The sequence below is a fragment of the Paucibacter sp. B2R-40 genome (genome assembly GCF_025717555.1).
GTDB lineage: Bacteria > Pseudomonadota > Gammaproteobacteria > Burkholderiales > Burkholderiaceae_C > Paucibacter_A.
Window position 1 is genome coordinate 109,551 of the sequence record NZ_JAJIRP010000001.1, and the last position, 24,225, is coordinate 133,775.

General features: G+C 55.0%; 17 protein-coding genes, 1 pseudogene and 1 riboswitch. Of the genes and pseudogenes, 6 read left to right on the forward strand and 12 right to left on the reverse strand.

Going from position 1 to position 24,225, the window contains the following annotated elements; all coding sequences use genetic code 11:
- Nucleotides 1-281 precede the first annotated feature (281 nt).
- From LNV09_RS00450 to LNV09_RS00460, 3 genes are all read right to left on the reverse strand, one after another.
- Nucleotides 282-722: a hypothetical protein gene (locus LNV09_RS00450; RefSeq protein ID WP_263555103.1), complete on the reverse strand. Its 441-nt coding sequence runs from the start codon at nucleotides 720-722 to the stop codon at nucleotides 282-284.
- 89 nt (nucleotides 723-811) lie between these two features.
- Complete coding sequence (locus LNV09_RS00455; protein WP_263555104.1) at nucleotides 812-958, reverse strand: hypothetical protein; 147 nt, start codon at nucleotides 956-958, stop codon at nucleotides 812-814.
- 257 nt (nucleotides 959-1,215) lie between these two features.
- On the reverse strand, nucleotides 1,216-1,926 hold the full coding sequence (locus LNV09_RS00460) for a hypothetical protein (protein ID WP_263555105.1): 711 nt from the start codon (nucleotides 1,924-1,926) through the stop codon (nucleotides 1,216-1,218).
- A 771-nt stretch (nucleotides 1,927-2,697) separates the two neighbouring features.
- Between LNV09_RS00460 and LNV09_RS00465 the strand changes: the two genes are divergently transcribed.
- From LNV09_RS00465 to LNV09_RS00475, 3 genes are all read left to right on the forward strand, one after another.
- Entirely contained in the window at nucleotides 2,698-2,982 is a 285-nt protein-coding gene (locus LNV09_RS00465; protein ID WP_263555106.1) for a transcriptional regulator, read from the forward strand.
- Nucleotides 2,966-4,195 (forward strand): type II toxin-antitoxin system HipA family toxin, encoded by a 1,230-nt coding sequence (locus LNV09_RS00470; RefSeq protein ID WP_263555107.1) that lies wholly within the window; start codon nucleotides 2,966-2,968, stop codon nucleotides 4,193-4,195. The genes LNV09_RS00465 and LNV09_RS00470 overlap by 17 nt, the downstream gene beginning before the upstream one ends.
- Nucleotides 4,196-4,272: 77 nt before the next feature.
- On the forward strand, nucleotides 4,273-4,572 hold the full coding sequence (locus LNV09_RS00475) for a hypothetical protein (RefSeq protein WP_263555108.1): 300 nt from the start codon (nucleotides 4,273-4,275) through the stop codon (nucleotides 4,570-4,572).
- Nucleotides 4,573-4,710: 138 nt separating this feature from the next.
- Here LNV09_RS00475 and LNV09_RS00480 read toward each other — a convergent pair whose 3' ends face one another.
- The 5 genes and pseudogenes from LNV09_RS00480 to LNV09_RS00500 form a co-directional block, all read right to left on the reverse strand.
- Nucleotides 4,711-6,195: a tetratricopeptide repeat protein gene (locus LNV09_RS00480; RefSeq protein WP_263555109.1), complete on the reverse strand. Its 1,485-nt coding sequence runs from the start codon at nucleotides 6,193-6,195 to the stop codon at nucleotides 4,711-4,713.
- 79 nt (nucleotides 6,196-6,274) lie between these two features.
- Nucleotides 6,275-7,291 (reverse strand): protein kinase domain-containing protein, encoded by a 1,017-nt coding sequence (locus tag LNV09_RS00485; protein WP_263555110.1) that lies wholly within the window; start codon nucleotides 7,289-7,291, stop codon nucleotides 6,275-6,277.
- Between the two features lie 420 nt (nucleotides 7,292-7,711).
- On the reverse strand, nucleotides 7,712-8,137 hold the full coding sequence (locus LNV09_RS00490) for a DUF3293 domain-containing protein (protein WP_263555111.1): 426 nt from the start codon (nucleotides 8,135-8,137) through the stop codon (nucleotides 7,712-7,714).
- 39 nt (nucleotides 8,138-8,176) lie between these two features.
- Nucleotides 8,177-8,282, reverse strand: a riboswitch (SAM-I-IV-variant riboswitch).
- A 483-nt stretch (nucleotides 8,283-8,765) separates the two neighbouring features.
- The gene (locus tag LNV09_RS00495) at nucleotides 8,766-9,608 is read right to left on the reverse strand and encodes a hypothetical protein (protein ID WP_263555112.1); all 843 of its coding nucleotides are present in this window, start codon (nucleotides 9,606-9,608) and stop codon (nucleotides 8,766-8,768) included.
- Nucleotides 9,609-9,749: 141 nt separating this feature from the next.
- Nucleotides 9,750-10,201, reverse strand: a pseudogene (locus LNV09_RS00500) (transposase); the annotation flags it as partial.
- Nucleotides 10,202-10,219: 18 nt separating this feature from the next.
- Here LNV09_RS00500 and LNV09_RS00505 point away from each other — a divergent pair.
- Nucleotides 10,220-11,707: a hypothetical protein gene (locus LNV09_RS00505; protein WP_263555113.1), complete on the forward strand. Its 1,488-nt coding sequence runs from the start codon at nucleotides 10,220-10,222 to the stop codon at nucleotides 11,705-11,707.
- Between the two features lie 1,539 nt (nucleotides 11,708-13,246).
- Here the strand turns inward: LNV09_RS00505 and LNV09_RS00510 are convergent.
- Complete coding sequence (locus tag LNV09_RS00510; RefSeq protein ID WP_263555114.1) at nucleotides 13,247-13,624, reverse strand: hypothetical protein; 378 nt, start codon at nucleotides 13,622-13,624, stop codon at nucleotides 13,247-13,249.
- A 521-nt stretch (nucleotides 13,625-14,145) separates the two neighbouring features.
- Between LNV09_RS00510 and LNV09_RS00515 the strand changes: the two genes are divergently transcribed.
- Together LNV09_RS00515 and LNV09_RS00520 are read left to right on the forward strand one after the other, a co-directional pair.
- Nucleotides 14,146-14,385 carry a helix-turn-helix transcriptional regulator gene (locus LNV09_RS00515; RefSeq protein WP_263555115.1) on the forward strand — a complete coding sequence of 80 codons (240 nt, stop codon included), beginning with the start codon at nucleotides 14,146-14,148 and terminating at the stop codon, nucleotides 14,383-14,385.
- A gap of 882 nt (nucleotides 14,386-15,267) precedes the next feature.
- Nucleotides 15,268-17,406, forward strand: coding sequence for a site-specific integrase (locus LNV09_RS00520; protein WP_263555116.1), 2,139 nt, complete (start codon nucleotides 15,268-15,270; stop codon nucleotides 17,404-17,406).
- Between the two features lie 110 nt (nucleotides 17,407-17,516).
- Here the strand turns inward: LNV09_RS00520 and LNV09_RS00525 are convergent, their stop codons facing one another.
- The 3 genes from LNV09_RS00525 to LNV09_RS00535 are packed head-to-tail and all read right to left on the reverse strand — an operon-like array spanning nucleotide 17,517 to nucleotide 24,221.
- Entirely contained in the window at nucleotides 17,517-20,513 is a 2,997-nt protein-coding gene (locus LNV09_RS00525) for a type I restriction endonuclease subunit R (protein ID WP_263555117.1), read from the reverse strand.
- Entirely contained in the window at nucleotides 20,500-21,828 is a 1,329-nt protein-coding gene (locus LNV09_RS00530) for a restriction endonuclease subunit S (protein WP_263555118.1), read from the reverse strand. The genes LNV09_RS00525 and LNV09_RS00530 overlap by 14 nt, the downstream gene beginning before the upstream one ends.
- On the reverse strand, nucleotides 21,828-24,221 hold the full coding sequence (locus LNV09_RS00535; protein ID WP_263555119.1) for a type I restriction-modification system subunit M: 2,394 nt from the start codon (nucleotides 24,219-24,221) through the stop codon (nucleotides 21,828-21,830). Before LNV09_RS00535 ends, LNV09_RS00530 begins: the two co-directional genes overlap by 1 nt.
- Between the last annotated feature and the right edge of the window lie 4 nt (nucleotides 24,222-24,225).

Below are 24,225 nucleotides of genomic sequence, written 5' to 3' on the forward strand. Positions count from 1 at the left end.
CGATCGCATAAGCTGGCGCTCGTCTGCGTCCTTGGTCGCTCTTGACAATCTTGGTGAACTTGGAATTCATTGGCCTCCCTGCGGATTTGGTGTTGGACAACTTGGTGGGTTTTGGTTGAATATTTCCTCCTTTCGGAGAGTCGAAGAACGGCAATGGCGGGAGCCAAGCCGGACGAAGAGATAGGAAATGGAAGGGGTAGGCTCACTGCCACACGAAGGTGGCCGACAAGACGGACGGAAAAATATGCAGGTCAAGCCACGCGTTCGATATGCGGATGGCTTTAGAACAATGCGCGGAACAGGCCGCCAAATAGCGCGCCAATGACGGAGAAGGTGAATAGAAGAATCAAAATTGCAGGGATTGATGCCAATGCCCACTTGATCATGAAAAAAACCATAGACCAAAATGGAATACTCGCGTCAACGATAGAAACCATTTGCACTTGGAGCGTGCCCTTGGCGTTCGACTTATTTTTCTCGCGAGCTAATTCCGCTCGGTTCTCCGCCGATTCACTATTTATTGACTTGTCGGGCGGTATTCCTTCCTTCGAATAGCCGCAACTCCAACATGCATCAAATTCGTCTTCGATAGATTTAGAGCAGTGCTTACATTTCCACATTAATTCGTCCTTATTGATGAGAATATTTGGTGTCACTGCCACACGAAGGTGCCGGTCTTGGCTTCGGTTGTGTGAAGGAGCGAGAGAAGTGGAGCGGCCCATGCGGCGGCTCTGCTTGAATTGGTTTTCATGACTTTGATTCCCATAGAGACAGAGGCGGCGAATGCGGTGCGCCGGCCCTCCGTCGGTGATTACGGATAGGTGCGCGTCTTGGCGGGGGCTTGGGTGGGGCTGGCCTTGATAGCGGCCACGACGGCCAAACCAACAAGCAAGCCCAGCACAAGAGCGGTGTTGCCCTTGCCCGCAAATCCAGTCAGCATCGAAACAGGTGCTTGCATGGTGCTCACTCCTGTTCGGTGGTTGCTGCGGAGGGCGAGGCCGAGACATGGGCAAGCCCTTTGGCCTGTACCCATTGGGCGAGGTGGTCGCCTACGGTTTGGGCTTCGTCGCGGGTCGCCGCAATGATGTTGCGACCTTGCAGGCAACGGAAGCGAAGATGGTTTGCCGGCCGAACAAGCCGCAACCTTCATCCAAAACGTTCAAGACTATGCCCTGGCCGACAGTCCGAACGAGCCAGGTGCAGCCGAGCGGCGTTTTACCGCCGTGTACATCGACCCGGCCAAAGGTAACCGAGGACAACGACCCCTGTATAGCTGTTTAGTTCGTCGGGTTGCGTGAATCGCCACCTGTGGGCCAGTTCTGCGAGCTGATCAACATCAATCGAATCGAGTAAGTCAGGTGCCCCCGACATGTTCTTCGTCAGAAGTGGCACCCATCTCTCTTGAATTTGACTCAACGCAGCATCAAGCCCTATTGACGTCAATGGAGCTTTGACTCCCGCATTGACTAACACAGGCTGGATTGCGGCGTAAGCTTTGTCCCAAGCGGCTTTCCTCTCATCCAAGAGTGCATCTTGGTCAACAAGGGAGGGAGACAGGGCCTTCGCAAACTTGAGTACCTCAACGGTTGCAGATTCGAAATGGTTAGCTTCGAGTTGAACCAGAACTTCACTTGGAAATAGTTGGGCGTTGGCTTTAAGAAACGCCAGCAACTCATCAACGTAGTTGCCTACATGGGGAAGCCTCCGCCCCCTGATGGACTTCCGGAACTGTTTGATCGCAAGCTCCCAAGGAACCAAATCGATCGAAGCGCCTCCAAATATCGCGACTGCAACGCCGCCCCCATCACAAAGCTCGAAAATTTTGTTCGCTGTCTTTGCGTATCGCGCTCGCTTATCGGAGTCACCATTAGAGGTTGTCACTGCGCTATCAGCGGCAACTACAACGCCACGCTTGTTGAAGATCAAGACTTCACTAGTCACAGCCAAACCTCCAGTGCCCTTGCACCAACAATTTTGTAGATCCGCGCGCTGATTGTAGAAAAGCCCCGGTCAGTTTCCTGCTCGGGGCTCTCGCCTAAGTGCTTGTCAGCCTTAGTAAATTCTGGTGGCCTGGGGCGGAATCGAACCACCGACACGCGGATTTTCAAACAAAGTTCGCGAATCGACTGAACAGCTCCACACACAAAACCTATTATGAATCAATAGCTTACAAACTGTCAATGCGCAGTCAAACGCAGTTAAACGCATCAAAACGCAGCCCACCGCAGAGGTGACTGACAGGAATCGTGACAGGAATTCACCTCGTCCCTCTGCCAGTGGCTCAGTCCGGCCGCACCAAGGGCACCACGTCCGACTAGGTCACGCAAAGCCTTCAGCTTTGGCCGATGAATGTTTCCACAGTTCGCTGATCGGCCTCTGGTCCTCATCGGCCCACTTCGTAGTCAATTGTAGAAGACTGTAGAGCGACGTAAGTGCTTACTAATATCATCTGAATTGACCTCGAAACCCTGATGGTGGCGAGCTGCACGCAGCTAAAGTTGGACGCTCTATATGCCCCAAGGAAGCATTGCGGCCGCAGGCGACACCGCCTTGAGGCTCTGCAATAGTGATTCCAAGCCACGAAAGCGTTCTCATGGCCTTCGATCTTGGCCGTAGCCCGCTGTGGCCATGCACTTTGAGACAAAGTCACGTCTTCTATACAAGACAATATTGCGAATTCACATTAATATGTCTTGTATGAAAGACATTATTCGCCTGCCTAGTGACTTGGGCCGAGCCGTCATGCAGGAGCGCAAGGCCAGCAAGATGAAGGCAACTGACATCGCACTGCGTGCCGGCCGAGCGCGTGACGTGCTCTATCGCTTGGAGCAGGGCGAGGATGTCACCGTCAGTTCGCTGATGGCCATCCTAGGTGCCATGGGTCTGACCATCCGGATTGAGCGTGCGGGCATGCCGTCCTTGGAGGACGTCCAACGACGCTTTGGTTCAGCCGACGAGGACGACGATGCAGCCGCTTCCTGAAAAAATTAAGCAGCTGGAGGTCGAGATCGGCGGCGCCTTACGCGGCCAGCTGCTCAAACACTCGGTCTACGAGTTTCGCTACACAGACAGCGTTATGGTCGATCAGCCTGCCGTTGGACTGTTGATGCCTCCCAGCACGCCTACCTACCGCGATGGTGACCTGTTTGCGGTCATGGATCAGCATCTGCCCGAGGGGGATCTGTTCATGCGCCTGCGCGCCCTGTTTCCCAAGCAGCCGCTGACGCCGATGCACCTGCTAGCACTGGTGGGTTCCAACGGTATTGGCCGACTTGGCTACCAGTTGCCCGATAGGCCGGCAGCGGCACGGGGAACAGTGATGGACCGCAAGGCCTTGCTGGGAACGACGTACACGCCTGAGGTGTTTGATGAACTCGTGCGAGCCTACCTCAGCACGGGTGCTGGCATTGCCGGCATGCAACCCAAGATCATGGTGCCGGATCGGCCGACGATCCCGATCCCCACGCTCATCGTCAAGACGGCTTCAGATGCCTACCCTGGATTGGCGGCTAACGAATTCATGTGCCTCACCGCCGCCTCGAAGGCCGGCATCCTGACGCCAGGGTTCGATCTGTCGCATGACGGGCAGATGCTGGTGCTGGATCGGTTCGACATCGAGCCCGATGGCACCCGCCTGGGCTTTGAGGATGTAGCGGCCTTGATGGGCCTGCGCGTGCGCGATGTTCTGTCTGATCGAAAGTACCGCGGCAGCTACGAGACGGTCGCGGAACTGCTGCAATACCTGCAATTGCCCAGCGAGAACCTTCGTCGCTTCTTCGGGCAGGTCGCCTTCACGGTGATGGTGCGCAACGGCGATGGCCACCTGAAGAACTTCGGCTTGCTTTACCGCGCACCAGGGGATGCATGGCTGGCACCCATGTTCGACGTGGTCACCACCTCGATCTATCGCTATCAGCAATATGTGGGCGGACCAGATCTGGAGGACCGCACGTTAGCCCTGAAGCTCTTTGCGGGACGAGGGCAAACCAAAGCTTATCCGACAACGCAGGAGTTGCTGAGGTTCGGCCGTGAAATCTGCGGCATCAACCGGCCTGCACAAGTGCTTCAACAAATTGCGGACGCAATGGTGCAAACGCTGCGAGAAGCCGAGGCGGACGAGCGCATACCGAACGCCTTGGTGGCCGAGATGCGAGTGGTTTGGGAGGACGGCATGATGCATGACCGCAAGGTCTAAGTTGGGTACCGCAAAGTATGGCCACTTACGCTAAGCTGGGTACCTGAATGTGCTGAACACCCCAACAAGGTATCCATATGACTGCATTCAACGATCAACATGTTGACACCGACCGGAACCCTGCCGAGGGCAACCAGCTGTCGAGCGAGTCGGAGAAATGCCCCGTTGAGTTGCCGTTCCTTGATAGGCTGTTGGCAATGTCGCGGTTAGTTTCTGCGTTTCACTTCGGCCGTGCAGCCAACGCTGTGCCGATGGTTTCCGCGGAAGCTAACTTCGCTCGCTTGACTGACTCGTCAATGGATACGCTGTCGGCACAGCTTGAACAGGACGTTCCTTTGCGAACTGACTTCGGTCCAATTTGGGGTCGGCGAGAGTAAATCCCTCAAAAGCCGCAAGCACCTCCGCCGGCAGTGGGGGCGTCGAAGTCATGAGGTACCGTAAGCTCACCTGCCAGTAGACAGTCGATATCTGGAATCTGCGGCGGTGGTTAACCTGGGCAAGAACTGCTTGGGAGACTACGGGTCTAACATCAACAACGTATTGGTGATCGCATCCCAACGCCAGGCACGCTTTGCAACTCGCGCGGACGCGGTTGTTTGGAGCTCTTTGCGCTTTTTGGCGTCGACCAGACCTTGAACCACATAGATAGCGCCGACACTGGGCAACCGGGAAACTATCTCAGCCGACTCGTGGACAATGGTATTGGCCTGAGGGTCCCCAACATTAGTAGCAATTCGCGCGAAGAACGCGCGCGCGAGTCCCTCTGAATAAGGCTCGCCCCGCATCCGTGCAGACTTAATCGCACGCTGATAGAGCTGCCTTCCCAGCTCAAAATCGCCAGACGCATAGGCCAACGCACCACCGTTGGCTAGATAGTGCGTCGCATGCATCTTCAAATCAGGATGCCTACCCAAGCGAAGGAAGTCCTCCATGGCGTCATCCAAGTCGCCGGCCTGGATCTGCGCGAATAGCAAATTTAGTGCCGGGCCGATGTCATCACCGTCAAGGTCATGTGCGGCTTTCGCGGCCACCAATGATTCGGCATATCGGCCCTTGAGGCATAGCAAATAGCACTGGGCGTCCATAGGGCGCGAGGCGAACGGTTCGTCCTTTGCCCAAAGCACAGCATGATCGATAGCAGAGTCGATTTCTTGACGACGATAAGCGTTATGCGAATTCGCCTCATATGACATAGGCGTTTGCAAAGCCTGGTGGTCGACTACCAACTTAAGCCGTGCCGCAGCCCATTCGGCTTGAGCCAGGCTGTTGTCATTCGGGTGGCTCAATGCATGCTTGAAGAGGGTTTTGGCCTTCTTGTCCGATCCTGAGAGGAGTTCAACTGTGCCAACTGCACTCGCGAGTTCGGTCACTTCGGCGCCGACATGCTTGGCCTCACTCAATCGCTTAATTGCCGGCTTGGCAAGATTCGAGGTTTTGCCAAGCACGGTGGCAACCGCGATCTCCGAAGCCTGCACCCAGGGATCCGAACCGACCAGCGGTGATCGGCGCAGCAGGTCGTGGGCGATTTCGTGCTCCCCGACGTGCAGGTAGTATCGAGCTGCCGCGCGAAGCACAAACCTGGAGCTCGGCGCCAGAGCAACTGCCGCCCGAACGTACCGGAGTGCCGCCTTATCCTGACGCATAGCTGCAAGTTCACGGGCCGTATCCATCAGCAAGACTGGATTGCGATAGTCGATGGCTAACAGCTTGCGCGCATGCTTCACAAAGTCTTTGGATACCGACTCGACCCTGTCAGATGAGCCTCCCTGCAGCACCTGTTGGGCCGAGCGGACAAGCTGCGTAGAGCCGATTTGAGCCCTACTAGCCAGGATCACTTCTGCGGCCTGCCTAGCGGCGATTTCATTGCCTGCAGCCGACGCCAAGAACATCAACTCGGCGGCCACAGGGACCGAACGGACAAGTTCGAGCTCGCGGAGCTTATGCGAGACCTCCAACTCGTCCTTCTTCTTGGAGCCTTCAGACTGCCTGGTCGGGAGCAACGTGGATTTGGCTTCGGCCGAGGTTGCTGTGACCCATGACGGCCGCCACCGCGGCACGACTCGACGTGGCCTCTGGTCATCAAGCATGTTGTAGAACTGGCCTGATGCCAGCCTTCTTGCGCAGGATATCGAACTTGGCTACATATCGCTCCAGCCAGAGCGGACCGGCCGATGATTTGTCAGTGCCCGCGCGGCCACGAACGGTTGGATCTGGATGGCAAAGGTCTAGCACAATGTCGATCAACTCGGCCCGGAACCGCTCAGGAAAATCGTTCGATAGCTCTGCCAAAGCATCAACCATTGCGGCCTTTATGTGGTCGATCACCTGTTCATAAGAGTCGCCCCAGACATTTGGTTTGTGAGCATCCGCAAGTTTGCCGATCACGAAGTCAGGGAAGCAGATGTTGGTAAAGTTAAAAACTACGAGACACCCTAGGTGGAATACATCGACACTTAGCCTACGTTCTAGCCAATCAGGGCGTAAATAGCCATACCGCTGTTCAAAAGGGGCGTAGTTAAGTGCTCCCGCAATTGCTTCTCCATCGTGTGGCGCGACCTTGCCCCGCAGCGAAGACCGACCGAGGTCGCCGAGCTTAAGGCGGTCGTCGAATCGAAGTACGTTGGAAGGCTTCAAGTCCTGGTGTGCAATCTTCTCTTTATGCAGTTGCAGGAGCGCCAAGGTAGTCTGGTGCAGGATCTGAAACCGCCACTGATCGGTAACGTTCTTGCTGACGTCGACGCTATCGCGAATGTCTCCATCTGCTAGCTCGAAAATCAGAAAGGGAACATTCCTTAGCAATGGCGCCGCATTCGGATCACGCTCGACGTTATCGGACTCAAATACTTGCGCGATGCGGACGAGACGCTTGTCGCGGCAGAGCTTTGCAAGCTCGGCCTCGTAGTTGAATGCGCCAAGCAGCCAACCGATCTGCGAGATATCGAACTTCAGAATGTCAAGCGCCTTCAGAAACGCCTTGCGTCCGTCTTTCTCGACGTAATAACAGTCGCTAAAGTAACCGCCAGTGTGATCAGCTGCAAAGCTGACTTGGTCGCCGATCAACCACCCTGCTGGCGTGGTCTTGCCCTTTAAGTCCATCTTCGTTTTCTCCCTGGGAGTCGTTGACTAACAGTAAGCGTCTATCTCCCATCGCACGGCAGTGACTGGGAAACCAAGTTTGGCGGGCGGCAAATAAGCCTTGTTGAACGAAGCCGCAAACACCCGCGTGAAAAGCCAGGAGTTCTGACAACGGGACTGGTTCAAACTTGCAAAAACATGACGCTGATTATGTACGGCATCCGTGCCATTGTTTGAGGACATGCCCGTATAGCGTCTTTTGGCGCTCGACACGCGCCGATACTGTCCTGCTGCTCAGGACGGCGCTATTGCCGCTTACCCGCTCGCCCTTAGTAGGGCACTGTCCGACGAAGCCTGCTGGTGCTCACGTAGTGAATTCCAACAGATAAAAGTGCGTTGTCGAACAGCCCTCAGGTGAATCAATTCAAGCGGCCGCCAGTTTCAGCGCAGCAAGATCAACTGCGGCATCGCGTCAGCGCCGCTCCAGATGATGGCGTTCTGCGCCCACCTTGTGCCCAGGGACTTGGCCGCCTCCAAGGTCACGCCGAAGATCAGAAAGCTTGCCTCGCCGGACCACTCATCTGACGGAGGTTCACCGACACCCTCAATGCTGACGAGGCTGCGCTTGCGAAGCTCTGCGGATAGCTCGGAATTGCGTTGATTGTTAACGCCAATCTCTTGGCCTAGGCCGAGCGGATTCCATGCGGTGATGTAGGCGCTGCAATTCACGCCGTGACGCCTGTGTGCGGCGGCCAGAGCCGGACTGGCCTCATCCACCTTTAACGTGAACGGTTCGTTGCCATGCACCTTGTATTCGGTTTTCCGGTAGGCCTGCACTAGGCCGCTGTCAATTACTGATTCGAGCAAAACAAAGCCCTCCGAGAAAGAAATTTAAGAGGGCCGACGCAGCTCCCGTATCTTTGCCCCCAATGAGGCCACATCCGCTTGCGCGATCCACCTTGCCCGGGAGGGCAGGTTGGCGTGGGCGTCGGCCCATCTCCAGATGCGGGTTGGACTGTATCCGAGCTTTCTGAATGAATTGGGCTGCAGATTTTTAGGGGGTGGGTCGCTTCTCCTGGAGCGGACAGCTTTGCCCTGTGCAGCCTTTCCAAGTCATTCAGCCCAATCAGCCGGCACCGCTAGTTGCGGTGTTTGAGGAGTCAAAACACGATGGATGCAGCCTACAGGCGAGTCAAGTGAGATCCGAAACTTGAGCTGCAGCCGGCGAATCGTGTCTTGACTCACAAAAGTGCCGAGGTAGTGACTTGCGCCGAAACGTCCCCATTCCTTCGGTGACCGTACCTGTTTCTGCGCTAAATGCGCGTTCAATGGCCAAAAGCCAACACAGGTGCCGAACACGTTCGTCAAAACACGATTGATGCAACGTACAGGCGAGTCAGGTGAGATCCGGCACATGAGCTGCAGCCGGCGAATCGTGTCTTGACTCCGAAACGTGGCGCCATTCTGATGAGTCAAAACACGAATTCCGCCGGGTTCAGGCGAGGTAGTGACTTGCGCCGAAACGTCCCCATTCCTTCGGTGACCGTACCTGTTTCTGCGCTAAATGCGCGTTCAATGGCCAAGAGCCAACAAAGGTGCCGAACACGTGCGTCAAAACACGATTGATGCAACGTACGGGCGAGTCAGGTGAGATCCGGCACATGAGCTGCAGCCGGCGAATCGTGTCTTGACTCACAAAAGTGCCGAGGTAGTGACTTGCGCCGAAACGTCCCCATTCCTTCGGTGACCGTACCTGTTTCTGCGCTAGATACGCGTTCAATGGCCAAGAGCCAACAAAGGTGCCGAACACGTGCGTCAAAACACGATTGATGCAACGTACGGGCGAGTCAGGTGAGATCCGGCACATGAGCTGCAGCCGGCGAATCGTGTCTTGACTCACAAAAGTGCCGAGGTAGTGACTTGCGCCGAAACGTCCCCATTCCTTCGGTGACCGTACCTGTTTCTGCGCTAAATGCGCGTTCAATGGCCAAGAGCCAACAAAGGTGCCGAACACGTGCGTCAAAACACGATTGATGCAACGTACGGGCGAGTCAGGTGAGATCCGGCACATGAACTGCTGCCGGCGAATCGTGTCTTGACTCCGAAACGTGGCGCCATTCTGAGTCAGAACACGAATGCCGTCGGGTTCAGGCGAGGTAATGACTTGCGCCGAAACGCCCCCATTCCTTCGGTGACCGTACCAACATGGTTCAGTGCTCAAGAAGGGCAGTCGGAACGACTGCAATGCGGCAGAATTTTTTGACCATGGATGGCAGACCGAGTATTCAAACGGCCACGGCACGTTCATGCCCATTGCGGCCGGCTGCAAGGTGCCCATAGCAGTCGTGCAGCCTGATTTTCTTGTGCCCTTTGCGTTGTCGGCAAGCAGTACTTAGCCAGCGTCCACTTTCAGGGCGGCGATACGCATTCAATAAAAACGCATCGAATCGATAGGGCACACAGGCGCGCCTGAGCACGGTCTGAGCGGCAGCGCGATGCCGAACTCGCTGAGCAAGCCACGAATCCGGTTGAGCGAGGCTGTGCGTTGATCGACGAAGCCTTGCCTAGCGCAGTGCACCTTTAGCTGCGATTGCTTCAAAGCGTATGTGCGGGAGTTAGATGGCTTTGGATCGCGTCCGCTTCGGCTGCGCTGTTCTTGCCGCGCTTGCCCGCCGTGCGCTAGCTAGTGCGGATGAACTTCGGCGCAGTCAGCCACACGGTGTGACCCACGGCCTGGCACTGCCGTGCTCAGTGGTGGGCAACGGAGCAGGCGTCCAGGCTGATCCTGCAAGGAGGCGTCATGGCGATCAACTGTTGCAGGTTGTCGCGCTTTACGGCCGGCCAAACCAACTCAGCCTTGCCTGCCTCATTCACCCCATGTAGTGCAAACGCGCCCTTGTCGAGATCAATGCCGACGGTCAGAATCGTCATGGAATTCCCCCTCCTAATATGTTGATGAGATACCGGAAATCTCATTGCGGCATCCAAGCGCCGGGCTTTCGCAATGCTGACAGCTTGGTACGGGGACGTGCCTTTCATGCGTTGGGCATTGCAGACCAAGTCAAGCGTGGCGTTAAAGTTGTTCCTACTCTCAAACCAAGCCCCGCTCGGTTCGATTTGCCAATAACCAGTAAATCGTTTACTTTACATCGCGTGATTTTGCAGCCGAGCCATGTCGCTGAACCACAAATTCCACAACCAACATCAAAACCCATGAAAATGAAATCATTCTTCATGTTTCTAATTGCGCTCGGCATTGGTGGGTCTGGCTATTGCGCTCGCGAAGGACAGCTACTCATAAATCGCGCAATGCAAGTGGAACCCAATACGCAATTACGAATTCCGGAAGAAATTGAGTCGGCACTCCAGATCGCCATTCTCTTTGGCCATGTAGAAGCGATTAATTTATTTCCATTCGGCAAAGGTCAATCCAGTTATATACGGCAGTTGAAAATCAAAAGAGTAACAATTAATTTGCGCCAAGAAAGTCCTGACGGAGCGATATCCCCGAATATAAATAAGAGTTTTGCTATTGATTTTTTTGAAAGTGGCTTGGTGCGCGCTGTTTCGCACTTTCAAAATAACAATAAAGTGCAAATCACCGAATACGAATACATTAGCGAAAGACCGAAGTCCATCAAAACCACCGTATTCTCCAGTACTTGGGGGGTAAGTGGAATATCTGCTGAAGTCGCAATTGAGAATAACATAAATAGCACGATAACCAGATTTTCGCCAGCCGGAAATACGGTGCATTCTCTGAGTTCTTTTGACAAGAGATGGCGTGCGATCAACATTTCACCAGGTTTTGCATTTATGGGAGAGCATAGATTTGCGTACTCGCCAGAAGGTGAGCTACAGAAGATCACCGAGATCGGAAGACTTGCCAGCTCGGATGGTCCTATAACTACAGCCACGCTTGCTATAAGTTACGATGGGATATTTCCAAAGTCCTCATCCAGAGAAAGCATTAGCGGCGACAATCCCTGGTACTACAAATACAACCCTGCTCCTTTTACATTCCAAAGCACCGAAGGCAGGTTATCTCAGGTGCGACAAATGAAGAATTTCGAAACAGGACAAGTTTATCAAAATCGGGAAATAAGCTACAGTTGGAGTGACAACAGAATCGACTCCTTGGAAACGGTAATCGACTCAAGCCGCGAGTCCTGGGTTGTCAATTTTAATGACGATTTCGATGTGAGCGCGATACGAAGCAAAGCAAGAGGCTTCTCAATAACGGAATCAAAAGGGCGAATCACCGAATTATTCTTTGGAGACCTATATCGAAATTATAAATCGGATTGGGGTCCGGTTGGGGTTATTATATTCAAATATAATACGAAAGACGATATTCCGTACAGATTAAGCATTACTGAATCAACCGGCAAATACTCTGCAACGATTGACGCGCAGCAGACAGTTTATTTTGATTAAAAGTGCATCTAAAGTTGGATGGGCAATTAAATAGTAGGTGATAACAACGCCTCGAAAATTTCTCCTTTGGAAAAATTGCGTGTCTTCAGGCCGTGACAACGCGGCGACTAACCCGTCAAGTGGGTCTCCCTCAACTGGCCGCGCTACGCTGTTTGTATATTTTCAGCTCTGCGCGGCCAGCTGACTGCGCCCCTTGGCTTCAACGTTGAATGACGGGAATCAGGTCGGCCAACGGGCGCAGGCAATGACAGCTTTGGGATGATCAATTGCGAAATGACTGTCGCACGCGAATGTCCATGATGGGCACCTTGCAGTCGGACGCCAATGACCGGATCGTGGCCAAAGCCTAACTTCCGGATCGACAGCTCATGACGGCAGTGCAGCGTTTAACTGCGGTGTTTGAGGAGTCAAAACACGATTGATGCAAGCAGCAGACGAGTCAAGAGCGCGATACAACATGAGATACGACTGCCGATTCGTGTCATGACTCACAAAAGTGCCGAACACCTGCGTCAAAACACGAATGCTGCAGGCTTCAGGCGAGGTAATGACTTGAACCGATGCGCACATACTTGGCCTTCCAAGTGCCCCATGCCTGAATGGCAGTGTCGTACGCTTTAGTTTCTACAATCGACTACAAACGCCGACAAAAGGCTAAAGAGCTCGCTGTCGATTGAGCATGCGCAAATGCAAAGACGCCGGCTTTTGAAGCTAGGAGGATGACTTTCAACTGTTGAAAGTTTGACGCTCCATGGCGGATCTGGTTGTTTCGGGAGGGTTTCAACCGTTGAAAGTGCTTTGCGTGACTAAGCCTAATGGTGCTGGCGGAGTCGGTTTCAACCGTTGAAACCTCGCCAACTGCGCAAGACCCGGACGCTCCGGTATGGGGTTTCAACCGTTGAAAGTTCCTTGTGAGACGAAGGCTGACGGTCCAGCCAGAGTCGGTTTCAACCGTTGAAACCTCGCCAACTGCGCAAGACCCGGACGCTCCGGCATGGGGTTTCAACCGTTGAAAGTGCCTTGTGAGACGAAAGCTGACGGTGCAGCCCGAGTCGGTTTCAACCGTTGAAACCTCGACCACTGCGCAAGACCTGGACGCTCCGGTGTGGGGGGTTCAACCGTTGAAAGTGCCTTGTGTGACGAAGGCTGACGGTGCAGCCCGAGTCGGTTTCAACCGTTGAAACCTCGCCAACTGCGCAAGACCCGGACGCTCCGGTATGGGGTTTCAACCGTTGAAAGTGCCTTGTGAGACGAAGGTTGCTGGTCAAGCCCGAGTCGGTTTCAACCGTTGAAACTTCGGCAGCTGCGCAAGACCCGGACGCTCCGGTATGGGGTTTCAACCGTTGAAAGTTCCTTGTGAGACGAAGGCTGACGGTCCAGCCAGAGTCGGTTTCAACCGTTGAAACCTCGCCAACTGCGCAAGACCCGGACGCTCCGGTATGGGGTTTCAACCGTTGAAAGTGCTTTGTGAGACGAAGGCTGACGGTCCAGCCAGAGTCGGTTTCAACCGTTGAAAGTGCTTTGATTGACGAAGTCTCTTCAATCGCTATCAAGCGGCCTCCGTTCTTGTACGGGCAAATCCTCGCTTAAGCGATTGAATAGCTTCGACATGATCCAGTTTAGTTCCGCGGCAGTTACATCCCAGGATTTCTCAATGACGGCGTTCTTTACCTTCGGTAGAAGGGCATCGATCAGCAATTCAGGACTTTCACTCAGCTTCCGCTTGCAGTAGACAAAGAGTTGATCAACTAGATCCCGGCAATTGTCGAATCTTTCGGCAATTTCTTCTTCTGTTCTCCCTGAAACATATTTTCCATCTATCAGTCGAACCAGAATTTTGGGCTGGACGCCGCTAACGGATCCAACAGGTGGCTCTCTTGGAAAATCGTCGGGGATTGCGATGGATTTGGGTTGCATGGCTTCGATTCGTCAAGGTTGCTTTGATGCAGAGTTCTCTTCTATCTTGCAGTAGTGGAATTTCTTCCAATTTCTAAGGGCGAGATAAAACTAAAAAATATCCGCTGATTTCTGATGATTTGTTTGCTCACGCAGACATGGTTGCACAAAAGTTTGCACCTGTCATCAGTTATGTGCGGGAATTTTATCAGTCAGGCGAATTGACTTTGGCGGCTGCCTTGACGTGTTTTTCTGTATTGGCTTCGCGCATGCCGAAATACTTTTAAACGACTATTCTTACAGTGGCTGTTAGTGCCTTTCGGACAGGGGAGAGTGCGAAAACGAATTTGCAATCTGGGTGCTGTAAGCTTCCCATGAAAATCAAGGCATTACAGCATTGCCAGTAAACGACTTTATTTCAGGCTGACACGTACATTAATTCACGATGGGTAGACACATTCGAAGCCAACGCCGAAATGGCGCATAAAAAGCGGATTGGCTGGATCTAGACGAACCTCCCCAACTTGAAAGAGGTTCTACGTATGAATGACTACACACCTAACGACCACACCTGCCCGGCCGAAGCCTATTTAAACAAGGAAGCGACTTGTGAGCGGCTGAACGTCTCCGCCCGCTGTCTGGAAAGCATGATCGCCAAGAAGCGGTTTCCGCCAGGAGTCAGACTAGGGAAAGAAAAATTCTGGTCACACGCCGCCATTAATGAGTTCCTGGTCAGGGAGTTCAACCGCCAAGCAGCGTTCTGGCGCAGCCGCCCAACCTGACCAAAGTTGATCTCACTCTATCCAGGGGCACATTGCAAACGGAACGGCCGAGCTGTACACCTGAGATGCTATTGAGAGGTATTGGTAAAGAAATTCAAAAACTTGATTGAATGCTCCAGGTACGGCTGCGCGAACCACCGTTGCTCCTCCGAAGGTGCCAGCGGTTTCGGATAAATTTTGTTTCGTAAACCAGCGTAGCCCGTAAGCGCTGGATGAGATCCGCCTCGATATGAAACGCATGAGACCGAGTAAGCGCCGGTCGAGGCGACGTGCGCACCATGACGCTCCTGTATTCGTAAGCGATGGGTGCGCGAAGCCAGTCATACATTCGGATGCAGAGGCTCCGTGTCGCCCCAATGTACAAGGACCCATTCGCGCCTAGCAATACATATACGCCGCCATTTTCATCGACGGACAAATGTTTTTTAAGTTGAACGCTTCGTCACGCCTTAGCGTTAGTGCCCAGGCCTCCGCTCCAGCAAACTTAAAGAAATCATGGTTTCCAACTCCCGCTAATTTGCAAGTTCGTGAGTCGTTCTTGCCATCGCAGCAGGAATTTTCAAAGTTATCTATCAACTCATCCTTTTAGTTGTTAGTTCAAAGAAGAGTGGTTAATTGAAAGTTGTACTCACATCCAATTCGAAGAGAGTTCGTGAGAAGCGCTATCAACCCAATTGAACGCGAATAAAGGAATTCGTGCAAAAGGAACACAGCATTAAGGAGACTCCTAAAACCGCCTACGGCACACAAATTCCTACGCCAAGCAAATTCTTGTAGCTATACGAAGTGGCGCTTCAACTCATGGCAAGCAAAAGCGGACCAAGTCTGCATGCTTCTGAATAACGGCAATTGTTTCGAATTTCATCAACCAAGTACGGATGAATGAAATTCCGAAATTCCGACTTCTCCCTGGGAGTGCCAGTGACCTGCCGTTATCTCATTGATAACGCAGCCGTTAATTCAACCGTGCACTACCAGAACATGCTCAACATCACCGAAAGACTTGAACCCGAAGCAATATCAGCTTCCGAAAAACGCCAGAACGCGCTGATTTCAATGACGTATCGACAGCTCCATGAGCTCGGTCGCCAGCACCTCGAAGCCGCCGGACTCGGTGGTCAGCAGGTAAAAAACATGGGGTCCGCGCTCAATGTTTGGATTGAAATCCACGGGTACACCATCGAGCGGCAAATCGGCGAGGAGTTTTTTGAAGGGTTCGACGCGGCATTCATGCGCTACTGTGACGTCCTAACCGAAGGGCGCGCCCTGCGTACTCAAAAGGATCGCCAGGAACAAATGTTGCGCTGGCACCGCCTATTCCAAACGATCAAGGCACACGACACGCTGCCGGACTCGTTTGCCGAAGCACTGTCCGAGCGAATTAAATTTATGTCGCTGACTCTGACCGAAGTTGCGCGAAAGGCTGGGCTTCCGCTGCACCATGTTCGAGATTGGGCGAAGGGCGTTTGCCAGCCTAGTCCGGGCGCCATCAAGTACGTTCCAAAACTGGAGGCGCTACTAGGACTACAAGATGGAACTCTTATGTCCCGTTTGCCCCTCGCTCGCCGCAGCCGGTACCAGCGCGGGAAAGCAAAGGAGCCCCGCGAAACGAGCTACACAAAAATCCGGCGCCAACAAATCAAATCGCTTGGCGCGTACGCCGCACCTTTCGACGGCCTGCTGCTTGGGCAGTGGAAAGACCTGCTGGCCTTCAAATCGGATCCCTTGCGCGACCATGCGCGGGCTCGCAACACCTGGCGCCTGAAGTCGATAGACGATGTGGCGCTCCGGGTGCAGCCCTGGATGATCCATGCAGGTCGGATATGTGCAACAGCCGGCGTGCATTGGGCCTTCATCTCCAGCTATTTGGGTTGGCTCTCACTGCCCAGGCCGCAAGGCGCAGGCCGAATCGAGCCTAGCGGGCACAGCCTCGCGTGGCTTGCCAACGCAGAACTCGTTATTGCATATTCGAAGTGGGCCATGGCCAGGTCGAACGACAAATACCATAACGGCATAAACGCGTTCCTTCAAATCGCTGAGAGCCACCTTCGTCCGATGACAGGTTTCGTGTGGCTGCGGCATGATCTCGCAAACACACTGCCGGACCTAAACACTTCCCACAGAGGATCAGGTAGCCAGGACGCTAACGCCGCAGAAAGCTGGCAAAGCCGCTGCGAGTCGGCGAGGAAACAGATCCGATTGTTCCGAGAACGTGCCGCAGACACCTTGCAAATTCGCCCGTCCAGGAATCCCACCGAACGACCAGCCGTTGTGCTGAATGACATCTTCCCGTTAAAGCGCTTGGTGGAGTTCACTCAAGCGCTAGAACGATCAGCACCGCCTCCTGCACACCACAGAGACTACATAGCTTGGCTACGCGATGTAGTGATGTGCAAGATGCTGCAAGCAAATCCATTGCGGGCATCTCAATACGCGAGCATGACTTGGCGAGAAGACGGCTCAGGCCATTTGGTGAGGCTAGGGAACGGTCAATACCAGCTGAGATTCGATCCATCGGATTTCAAGAACGAAAAAGGGGCAGCCAGATCCCCCTATGTCGCCACTGTCGATCATTCAGTGGCACCTTGGATTGACCGCTATCTTGCTGAGGCCCGCCCTTTCATGTCAAACGCCGGCAAAACTGATCGGTTCCTGCTGCCGGCAGTTTATGGGCCGCGCAAAGAACCGAAGCACCTGACCGATGCGGGGCTAAAGCAGAACGCAGGGTGGACCTCTGAAGGGTTGAGCAAACGCCTTACGACTTTGACGGCAATCTACATTCCAGACTGCCCAGGCTTCGGCCCGCACAGTTACCGACACATCATCGCCACCGATCATCTGCGGCGGCACCCTGGCGACTACTTAACAGTGGCAACCTTGCTTCACGACGAACTCGCGACAGTGTTGAAAGCCTACGGACATCTGAAGGTTGATGACGGACTAAGACATCTATCGTGCGGCATCCAGGAAGCCACGCTGGCGCTAGACGCTGAAAAGCGCGGCCCACCGTTCAGGCACTAATTCAAGAATGCTCCTTTGCGCCTCTTCAAATCAACCCTTATGACACCGGGCGACCAAGGTTCGCCCGGCCCAGCCGAAAGAAGGCTGAAGGAAACGCAGAGCGCTCCATGTCAGGATGACGCACCGTATTGTTGAGGAGGGTTCCTTGCTGGAACCATAGGATGGTACGTCGTGTCGAAGACCATATCGGTCATCCAGCGCTTGAAGCTTGGGTTGTCGCTGAACTGCTTGAACAGTTCCGTATGGTCAGAGATCAGCTCCAGCACCACACGATTCAACGCCTTGTCGTGTTCCAGCTTGGCATTCTGCTTGTCGGAATTGGCTTGGGCGTTCTGGTAAGCCTTGTCCTGTGCCACGCGAGCCGGAATCTCCACGGTGATGACCTTGCGAATCTTGTCGCCGTCCTTCCACTCGATGTTGCCGAACATGTCGTTGAAGGCCTTGATGATGTTGGACAACTTGTCGACTTCGGTCGGGCCGCCACCGCCGCCACCGCCGGGCGGGGGAGGTTCGACAAAGGCGTCGGTATCGTCCATCGACATCTTCAGTGACGCCTGCGCCTCTACCCGATAGCTGTCCATGTCGATGGCTTCCAGCACTCCTTTGGAGAGGTCTTCCTCCTTCGGAGCCGGTAGCTTCGGAATCAGGAAGTTCAGGAAGATCGACAGCTTTTCCCAGGCCGGATGGCCGTAGCTCAGGATCGCAGCGAGAAAGCCGTAGCTGCGCACGAAAGCCTTGGCCTTGCCCTTGAACTCGACTTGGCCGTCTTCGTCCAGGTTGTCGATGTATTCGGCCACACAGGTATCGAGAATGGGGTCGAGCTTGTCGCGGTCAGCGCCGGTGACATAGAGCGCAACCAAATCTTCAACCTGCTGCCAGCTGTATACCTGCTTGGCATCGAGGTCGTTCTTCAAGTCGTGCAGCTTGTTGGGGTCGGTTTCGCCGACCTGCACCGTCGCGCGGTAATAGTCCTGAAATGCGGCCTTCACGGCCTCTGCGTTATCGGCAAAGTCGAGGACAAAGGTGTCCCGCTTCTGTGGATGCGCGCGGTTCAGCCGAGACAGCGTTTGCACCGCCATCACCCCCGCCAGAGTCTTATCCACATACATCGTGTGCAGCAACGGCTCGTCGAAGCCAGTGACGAACTTGTTGGCGACGATCAAGAAGCGATAGGGGTCTTGCTTGAGCTTGGACGGGATGTCCTTGCTCGGGAAATCGTTGAGATCCGCTTCGGTCTTTCTTGCCCCGCCAATCTCAAAGTCGCCCGAGTACGCCACGATGGCCTTGAAAGGGCTCTTGATCGAAGCGAGGTAATCCGACACCTCGCGGTAGTAGTCAATGGCCCGTGCGATGCCGCTGCAGACGATCATTGCCCGAGCCTTGCCGCCGATCTTCTGCTTGCCCGCCACCTGCGCCACGAAGTGATCGACCATGATCTCGGCCTTCCTGCGGATAGCTTTGTCGTGGGATTCGACGTAGTGGCGAATCTTCTTCAGCGCCTTCACCTTGTCGAAGTCTGGATCGTCCTCGACTGTTTTGGCGACGTGATAGAAGCTGTCCACCGACGTGTAGTTCTCAATCACGTCGAGGATGAAGCCCTCCTGAATCGCTTGCTTGGTGGTGTAGGTCAGCTCCTCCGGTGATCGGAAGCTTGCCTCGCCACCCTCCATGTAACGCTCGCCGAACAACTCCAGAGTCCGGTTCTTGGGTGTGGCCGTGAACGCGAAGTAGCTGGCGTTCGAAAGCATCTTGCGAGACTCGATCAGCTTGTTGACGGTGTCTTCGACCGATTCATCGTCATCCTCATCATCTCCAGCCGCGCCCGACAGTGCCATATGCATCTTGGCAGTTGTCTTACCGCCCTGGCTGGAATGCGCCTCGTCGATCAGCAGCGCGAACTTCTTGCCGCTAAGGTCGCCCAGCTCATCGAGGATGAACGGGAATTTTTGCACCGTCGTCACGATGATCTTCTTGCCTTTGCGCAGGAAGGTGCGCAGCTCGGCGGCATCCTCGGAATGGCCGAAGATCGATGCGACGTGGTCGTAGCTCTTGATGGTGCGGGCGATCTGAGTATCCAGCGCGCGTCGGTCGGTGATGACGATCACCGAGTCGAACTGGGCCAACATCGCATCGGCGGCGGTCTTGAGTTCCACCAACTGGTGTGCCAGCCATGCGATGGTGTTGCTCTTGCCGCTGCCCGCCGAATGCTGGATGAGATAGCGCTTGCCAACCCCATCCTCGCGGGAGCGGCGCAGCAAGGCACGGACGGTACGCAGTTGGTGGAACCGTGGGAACACCTGCTTGCGCCGCTTCTTGCCCTTTTCGTCTTCCTCTTCCACCACCTGCGTAAAGTTCTCGATGATGTTGGCCAGCGAGTCCTTAACCAGCACCTGCTTCCACAGATAGTCGGTTTTCAAGCCGTTCGGGTTGGGCGGATTGCCCGCACCGCTGTTCCAGCCCTGGTTGAATGGCAGGAACCACGAGGTCTTGCCGGTTAAATGCGGGCAGAACCGCACTTCGGCATCGTCCACCGCCATGTGCGCCACGCAGCGCCCCAATTGGAACAGCAGCTCGGCCGGATTGCGATCAGTCTGGTACTGAGTGATGGCGTCGGCGACGGTCTGCTTGGTCAGCGAGTTTTTCAACTCGAAAGTCATGACCGGCAGGCCATTGATGAAGATGGCCACGTCCAGGGAACGTTGAGCCTCATCATTGCTGTAGCGCAACTGGCGGGTAACGCTGAAGATGTTCTTGCCGAAATTTTCGGCAGCACTGGCGTTGCCCGGGGTCGGTAGCAGCTTGTACAGATCAACGTGAACCGGGCCGTGGCCCACGCCCTTGCGCAGCACATCCACTACGCCCCGCTTGGCGATCTCGCCCTGGATGCGGTGCAAGAACTGGGTGCGCTTGATGCCCTCGTTTGCCAGCTCAAGTGTTTCGACCGCCCTGGGCTGGGTGGCCTGCAGAAACGACAGCAACTGCAGCACGTCCACCGCCACGTCGCGGTTGTAGTCGCAGGGGTTGCCCTGCACGTAGCCGCCGCAAATGCAGAGGTCGCGCACGATCAAGGCCTCCAGGCCTTTTTCGCTGGTATCAGTCGTCGCCATTGTCTTCCTCCCCGTCGGTATCCAATTCTTCGTCGCCGCCGAGCACTGCCAAGTCTTCGTCGGCCACCACGTCATCAGGGCCCGGCACCCAGCCACGTACGTCCACTTGGCCAGTGACGACATCGGCAATCTGCCGGTCGCGGTACTCGCGGATCAATTCAATTTCGCGCAGTGCTTGTCCAATTGCTGCATCTGGCTCAACACTTAAAGCCCGAATTGCTTCGGCAATGTGCTTTTGTTCACTTAACGGAGGAAGTGCGCAGGGCTGCGATCTAACAATTGTCGAGTTAATCAACGGCTGAGCAGTCCTGATCGCAAAACGATTAAGGTCAATCACGCGTAGTAAGTGTTCAAAGAATTCAAGGTCAATTTCACGGAGCGGGATGACGCGCAAGGCATGTTCTGAAGCCCAAAATTTCCCGTCGACTCGATGCACACAACCGCACTTGGCACCGACTCGTCCTAACAAGAGCATTGGCCCATTGGAGTTAGCACCTTTTGTGAAGCCACGCGGACCATTGCCACCGTAGATTGGATATCCGCTCTCGGTCTCCTTGGATGCATCGATCATGTCTCCGCTTTTGACTCGCAAAACTCGCCGGAGCGTCAAAACCTCCCAGTTGACGGGAACATCCCCAAGAATCTCGTAACCACTAGGCTTGACCGCAGTGCCACTGGCGAGTCCACGGGTAACTAATCGATGTATCTGAACTTGCTTCTGCTCCGCAAGCAGCCTAATTAGTTCGCGCTTCGCCTTTATCAACTGGGCGATGTGAGCATCCTGCGCCCGAAGGTAGGCGACGATCTGGTCTTGCTCTGCGCGGGGGGGCATGAAGGACGGCATTTGCTTGAACTCGTCCCAATAGAGCCGGTTACGGTCTGCCACGATGCCGCGAGAAAATTTGTTTACCTCGCGCTTGTAGGCATCGGTACGGAACAGATAGCTGTAGAAAGCACTGTTGGCTTCCGGGAATGGCTGGACGACGACGTAGGCCGGGCTCACCAAACCATCGACCGGAGCGGGGCCAAGCGCGCCTTGCCACATCCGCATCATGTTGTAGGCGATATCGTCTTTGGCTGCGCGCTTGTATTTCTCCTTTTGGCTCATCACCTGCTTGCGTTTGAGATTCACCATGTCGCGCACACGCACACCTGTGCGCAACGACACTTCCAGAATCGGAAGGTCAGGGAAACCCGTCTGCACCCGGTGTGCGAACAGACGCCCATTTCGCAGCACCTGCCAGTCCTCGGGCAGATTTGGTGCCCACGGCAGGCCAGACTCTCGATAGATCGGGTAAGTGATCGCGGTGCCCATCACGCCGCCCCCACGATCTTGCCCAATAGGCCTTCGGTCTGCTCTTCCAGCTTGAGGATGTCAGCGCGAATCTGATCCAGCGTCCGCAGCGGGGTCGGTTTGTAGAAATAGCGCGCGAACGATATCTCGTAGCCGATCTTGGTCGCGTCCATCGCGATCCATGCATCCGGCGCGTGAGGCAGCACCTCGCGTACGAAGAAGGCTTCGATGCCCCCGGGCTCCTTAAGCGGCACTTGCTCGGTATCGCGCAGGTCGGTATCGGCCTCGTACTCGACCATGAAGCGATCCTTGCCCATGGTTTCCAGGTAGGCGCCGTCGTAGCCAGGTTCGAAATGCTCACCTGCCTTGAGCTTGCTGCGTTTGGCAATGACCGGCGGGGCCGACTCATCGCGCCAACTCACCGCCTTGTAGATGGCCTTCTTCTCGGGCGCACCCAGCTTCTTGCTGTGCGTCTTCATCGTGGCATCAAAGCGCGTGCGGAAATCGTTGTGGTCGTCGAACACGGCATCGCCAAGTTCCTGCTGCGCCAGCTTGGCCAGTTCCACCAGGGTCTTGTCGCGCAGCCACGTCGTGGGGTCGAGCAACTTCCTGCGTCGCTTCTCTGGCACGGCCTTCTTGGTGGTCTTGGCGTCTTCGTCATCCGACTCGTCGTCGGTATCCTCGTCGCCGTCATCACCCTTGAGCCACGATTCGATTTCTTGCTTTAGCTTGGCGAATTCCGTGTACAGCTTGTCGCCGTACTTGGAGTAGATCTCGCTACGCAGTACCTCGTCGCCCGAGGCAAAGCGCAGGCCTTCGATTGAGCTGCGTTTGAGCTGGCTCTTGAGGCGAAGCGGTCGTTCGACCGTGATCTTCCAATAACCAAAGTCGGCGTTGTCGAACCACTTGCATTCGGGCACTGCCTGTACAGCGTCCCCATCTACGGGCGGCTGGTCAAGGTAATACCTCAGGATGCGTGCAATGTCCGCGTCCGCCAACTCGCAGTTCTTCTTGCCGAGGTTGCGCCGCATCGGCAGGAACCACTGCGAGGCGTCGATTAACTGCACCTTGCCGCGCCGGAGCGCGGCCTTCTTGTTGGCCAGCACCCAGATGTAGGTGGCGATACCGGTGTTGTAAAAGATGTTGAGCGGCAGGGCGATGATTGCTTCGAGCCAGTCGTTTTCTAGCACCCATCGGCGAATGTTGCTCTCGCCCTGGCCAGCATCGCCCGTGAACAGCGCGGAGCCGTTGTGCACCAGCGCGATGCGACTGCCCAGCGCCGTGTTGTGCTTCATCTTTTGCAGCTTGTTCACCAGGAACATCAGCTGCCCGTCGCTGGAACGGGTTAGCAGCTTGAACTCGGCATCGCCGCCGTGATTGACGATGAAGCGCGGGTCGCTGAACTCCTTCTTGCCGCCCATCCGGTCGAGATCTGTCTTCCAACTCTTGCCGTAAGGGGGGTTGGAAATCATGAAATCGAATTCGCGTGACCGGAACTGATCAGCAGACAGCGTGGACTTATCCGCGCCGCCGACGATGTTCTCGGCCTCCTCGCCTTCGCCCTTGAGCAACAAGTCGGCTTTGCAGATGGCGTAGGTTTCAGGATTGATCTCCTGACCAAACAGGTGAATCGAGACTTCCTTGTCGTGGTTCGCTGCCAGTTCGTGCAGCGCCTCTTCGGCCACGGTCAGCATGCCGCCCGTACCGCAACTGCCGTCGTAGAGTGAGTACGTGCTGGATTCGATTTGTCCGGCCACCGGCAGGAACAATAGCTTGGCCATCAACTTGACGACGTCGCGCGGCGTGAAGTGTTCGCCAGCCTCTTCGTTGTTCTCTTCATTGAAGCGGCGGATCAACTCCTCAAACACCGTGCCCATACCGTGGTTGTCCAGCGCGGGCAGCTTGACCCGGCCGTCCGCATCCTTGACCGGCAAGGGCGAAATATTCACTTCAGGGTTAAGGAAGTCCTCAATGAGATAGCCCAGGACGTGCGCATCGATCAGCGTTTGGATTTGATCGCGGAACTTGAACTTGGTCAGGATCTCCTGAACGTTTGGCGAAAAACCATCGAGGTAGTCAATGAAGTCGTCGCGCAGACGCTGGCCAGCACTGCTGGCCTTGAGCTTTTCGAGCGTGAATTCCGAGGTGTTGTAGAAGGCCTCCTTCGCAGCCATACGCAGCGCGCCGTCCTGCTCTGCCACCTTGTGCGTGTCAAGGAACTTCTTGCGCTCCAGCACAACCTGCTTGGTCGACTCCAGCACGGCATCAAGCCTTCGCAACACCGTGAAAGGAAGGATCACATCACGGTACTTGCCGCGCACGTACACGTCGCGCAGGCGGTCGTCAGCGATGTTCCAGATGAAGTCTGCAACCCACTTCAGGTTGCTTTGGTCTTGTTGTTTGACGGGTTTCATTGAT

Excerpts from the sequence above, each read along its gene's own strand:
- LNV09_RS00450 (WP_263555103.1), bottom strand. The coding sequence starts at position 722 with ATGGGCCGCTCCACTTCTCTCGCTCCTTCACACAACCGAAGCCAAGAC.
- LNV09_RS00455 (WP_263555104.1), bottom strand. The coding sequence starts at position 958 with ATGCAAGCACCTGTTTCGATGCTGACTGGATTTGCGGGCAAGGGCAAC.
- LNV09_RS00465 (WP_263555106.1), top strand. The coding sequence starts at position 2,698 with ATGAAAGACATTATTCGCCTGCCTAGTGACTTGGGCCGAGCCGTCATG.
- LNV09_RS00470 (WP_263555107.1), top strand. The coding sequence starts at position 2,966 with ATGCAGCCGCTTCCTGAAAAAATTAAGCAGCTGGAGGTCGAGATCGGC.
- LNV09_RS00475 (WP_263555108.1), top strand. The coding sequence starts at position 4,273 with ATGACTGCATTCAACGATCAACATGTTGACACCGACCGGAACCCTGCC.
- LNV09_RS00485 (WP_263555110.1), bottom strand. The coding sequence starts at position 7,291 with ATGGACTTAAAGGGCAAGACCACGCCAGCAGGGTGGTTGATCGGCGAC.
- LNV09_RS00495 (WP_263555112.1), bottom strand. The coding sequence starts at position 9,608 with ATGGGCACCTTGCAGCCGGCCGCAATGGGCATGAACGTGCCGTGGCCG.
- LNV09_RS00505 (WP_263555113.1), top strand. The coding sequence starts at position 10,220 with ATGTTGATGAGATACCGGAAATCTCATTGCGGCATCCAAGCGCCGGGC.
- LNV09_RS00510 (WP_263555114.1), bottom strand. The coding sequence starts at position 13,624 with ATGCAACCCAAATCCATCGCAATCCCCGACGATTTTCCAAGAGAGCCA.
- LNV09_RS00515 (WP_263555115.1), top strand. The coding sequence starts at position 14,146 with ATGAATGACTACACACCTAACGACCACACCTGCCCGGCCGAAGCCTAT.
- LNV09_RS00520 (WP_263555116.1), top strand. The coding sequence starts at position 15,268 with ATGAAATTCCGAAATTCCGACTTCTCCCTGGGAGTGCCAGTGACCTGC.
- LNV09_RS00525 (WP_263555117.1), bottom strand. The coding sequence starts at position 20,513 with ATGGCGACGACTGATACCAGCGAAAAAGGCCTGGAGGCCTTGATCGTG.
- LNV09_RS00530 (WP_263555118.1), bottom strand. The coding sequence starts at position 21,828 with ATGGGCACCGCGATCACTTACCCGATCTATCGAGAGTCTGGCCTGCCG.
- LNV09_RS00535 (WP_263555119.1), bottom strand. The coding sequence starts at position 24,221 with ATGAAACCCGTCAAACAACAAGACCAAAGCAACCTGAAGTGGGTTGCA.